The sequence below is a fragment of the Actinomyces sp. oral taxon 849 str. F0330 genome (assembly GCF_000239715.1).
GTDB lineage: Bacteria > Actinomycetota > Actinomycetes > Actinomycetales > Actinomycetaceae > Actinomyces > Actinomyces johnsonii.
The window spans coordinates 86,204-88,613 of the sequence record NZ_JH470351.1 but is presented as its reverse complement, the minus strand read 5'-3'; the positions used below and the strand labels follow the sequence as shown (position 1 = coordinate 88,613).

2 protein-coding genes and 1 pseudogene are annotated in these 2,410 nt (G+C 71.8%); 2 read left to right on the top strand and 1 reads right to left on the bottom strand.

The annotated features are described in order from the left end of the window. Window positions 1-279 (bottom strand): annotated as a pseudogene (locus tag HMPREF0975_RS06220) (tRNA pseudouridine synthase A); the annotation flags it as partial. Between the two features lie 48 nt (window positions 280-327). Between HMPREF0975_RS06220 and HMPREF0975_RS06215 the strand changes: the two are divergent. Beyond that, window positions 328-1,083 (top strand): ROK family protein, encoded by a 756-nt coding sequence (locus HMPREF0975_RS06215; protein WP_009233283.1) that lies wholly within the window; start codon window positions 328-330, stop codon window positions 1,081-1,083. A 145-nt stretch (window positions 1,084-1,228) separates the two neighbouring features. Next, a partial coding sequence (locus HMPREF0975_RS06210; RefSeq protein ID WP_009233282.1) for a Re/Si-specific NAD(P)(+) transhydrogenase subunit alpha occupies window positions 1,229-2,410 on the top strand: 1,182 nt, incomplete at its 3' end.

Below are 2,410 nucleotides of genomic sequence, written 5' to 3'. Positions count from 1 at the left end.
AACGCCGGCGAGCCTGGTGAGCAGGGCGGCCTCGGGACGGCGCTCGGAGCGCCCGGGCAGCGCGATCCAGGCCTCGGGACTCACATCGAGGTGGACCACCTGTGCGGCGGCGTGGACGCCGGCGTCGGTACGGCCGGCCACCGTGAGGCGGACGGGCTCGCGCAGAACGGTGGCCAGGGCCGCGGCCAGGACCCCCTCGACGGTGCGAAGCCCGGGCTGGGCGGCCCACCCGGAGAAGAAGGTGCCGTCGTAGGCCAGGTCGAGGCGGATGCGTGGCATGGTCCCATTGAACCCTACCGGCGCGGCGCTTCCACTAGGCTCGCAGCCGTGAGCACAACGACTCTGTCCGTGGACTGCGGCGGCGGCGGCATCAAGGCCTCGGTGCTGGACGCCGAGGGCAACATCATCTCCCGCGCCGTGCGCACCCCGACCCCTTACCCGCTGCCGCCGATGAAGCTGGTGGATACCATCGCCTCGCTGGCCTCACAGCTGCCGGGCGCGGATCGGGTGACGGTGGGGATGCCGGGCATGATCCGCCACGGGGTCGTCATCGCCACGCCGCACTACATCACCAAGGACGGCCCCCGTTCCAAAGTGCTGCCCGACCTGGTGGAGGCTTGGGCCCGTTTCGACATGGGCACCAGCGTTTCGCGCGCCCTGGGCATCCCTTCCCTGGTTCTCAACGACGCTGAGGTCGCCGGCGCCGGCGTCGTCACGGGCCGCGGCCTGGAGATGATCGTGACGCTGGGTACGGGTCTGGGCAACGCCGTCTTCGACAACGGGGGCCTGGCCCCGCACGTGGAGGTCTCCCAGGGGCCGGTGCGCTGGGGCCTGACCTACGACGACTACATCGGCGAGCATGAGCGCCTGCGCCTGGGCGACGCCCACTGGTCACGCCGGGTGCGCCGCGTCGTCGACGCGCTGCGCCCCATGTACCTGTGGGACCGCCTCTACCTGGGCGGTGGCAATTCGCGCCGGATCACGGCGGCCCAGCTGGCCAGGATCGGCGACGACGTCGTCGTGGTACCCAACGAGGCAGGTATGACCGGCGGCGCCCGCTGCTGGGACATGGCCCGTCCCTGAGCTCCCTGCCCCGGCCTTCCGACAGCATCGTCGGTCGCCGGGGCGACACCGACGCCCCCTTGCCGTAGACTGCGGAACCTTCTATCTTGCCGATAGTTTCTTGCGACCTGCCGACGACGGCAGCCGTATCGTGCGAGGAGGCACTATGCGCATCGGAGTCCCGCGGGAGCCTGTGGATCAGCCGCGCGCCGCTGCGAGTCCGCAGACGGTGGAGCGGATGATCCGTCTGGGCTACGAGGTCCTGATCGAGCACGGCGCCGGCGGGCGGGCGCAGTTCCCCGATGACGCCTACGAGGCCGCGGGGGCCCAGACCGCAGGCGGAGCCCAGGTCTGGGGCTGCGAGGTCGTGGTGAGCGCCTCATCCCCGGCCGAGGAACAGCTGGCGCTCATGAGCCGGGGCGCGGTCCTCATCTGCCGGCTGGACCCGACGCGCCAGCCAGAGCTCCTCGAGACGCTGCGGGAGCGGGGCATCACCTGCCTGGCCCTGGACGTGGTCCCGAGGATCTCGCGGGCGCAGTCCCTGGACGTGCTCTCCTCTCAGGCGAACCTCGCCGGCTACCGGGCCGTCATCGAGGCGGCCTCGCACTTCGGAAGGCTGTTCAGCGGGCAGGTGACCGCTGCCGGGAAGTTCCCGCCGGCGGCCGTCTACGTCATCGGCGCGGGCGTGGCGGGCCTCTCCGCGATCGGCACCGCCTGCTCCCTGGGCGCGCTGGTGCGCGGCTCCGATGTGCGTCCCGAGGTCGCCGACCAGGTCCGCTCCATGGGGGCGCAGTTCGTGCCGCTGCCCAGCGCCCAGGAGGTCTCCTCCGACGGCTACGCCAAGGAGATGAACGCCGATCAGGCGGCCGAGGCCAACGCGCTCTACGCCCGGCAGGCCGCCGAGTCCGACATCGTCATCACCACCGCGAGCATCCCCGGCCGCCGCGCACCGGTGCTCCTGGACCGGGCCGCGATCGAGGCCATGCGCCCCGGCTCGGTCATCATCGACATGGCGGCAGCCACCGGCGGCAACACTGAGCTGACGGTGCCCGGCGAGGTGATCACCACCGAGGGCGGCGTCACCATCGTGGGGCACACGGACCTGGCCGGGCTGTTGCCTTCGCAGGCCTCCCAGCTCTACGGGCGCAACATCGTCAATCTGCTGGCTCTTCTCACCCCCGCCAAGGACGGGGAACTCGCCCTAGACCTGGACGATGAGGTGGTCCGGACCATCACGGTGACCCACGACGGCGATCTGCTGTGGCCCCCGCCCCCGATCCGGGTCTCGGCCTCTCCCGCCCCGGGGAGCCCAGCGAAGGCGGCCGACGACGAGGCCTCCCGGGAGGCC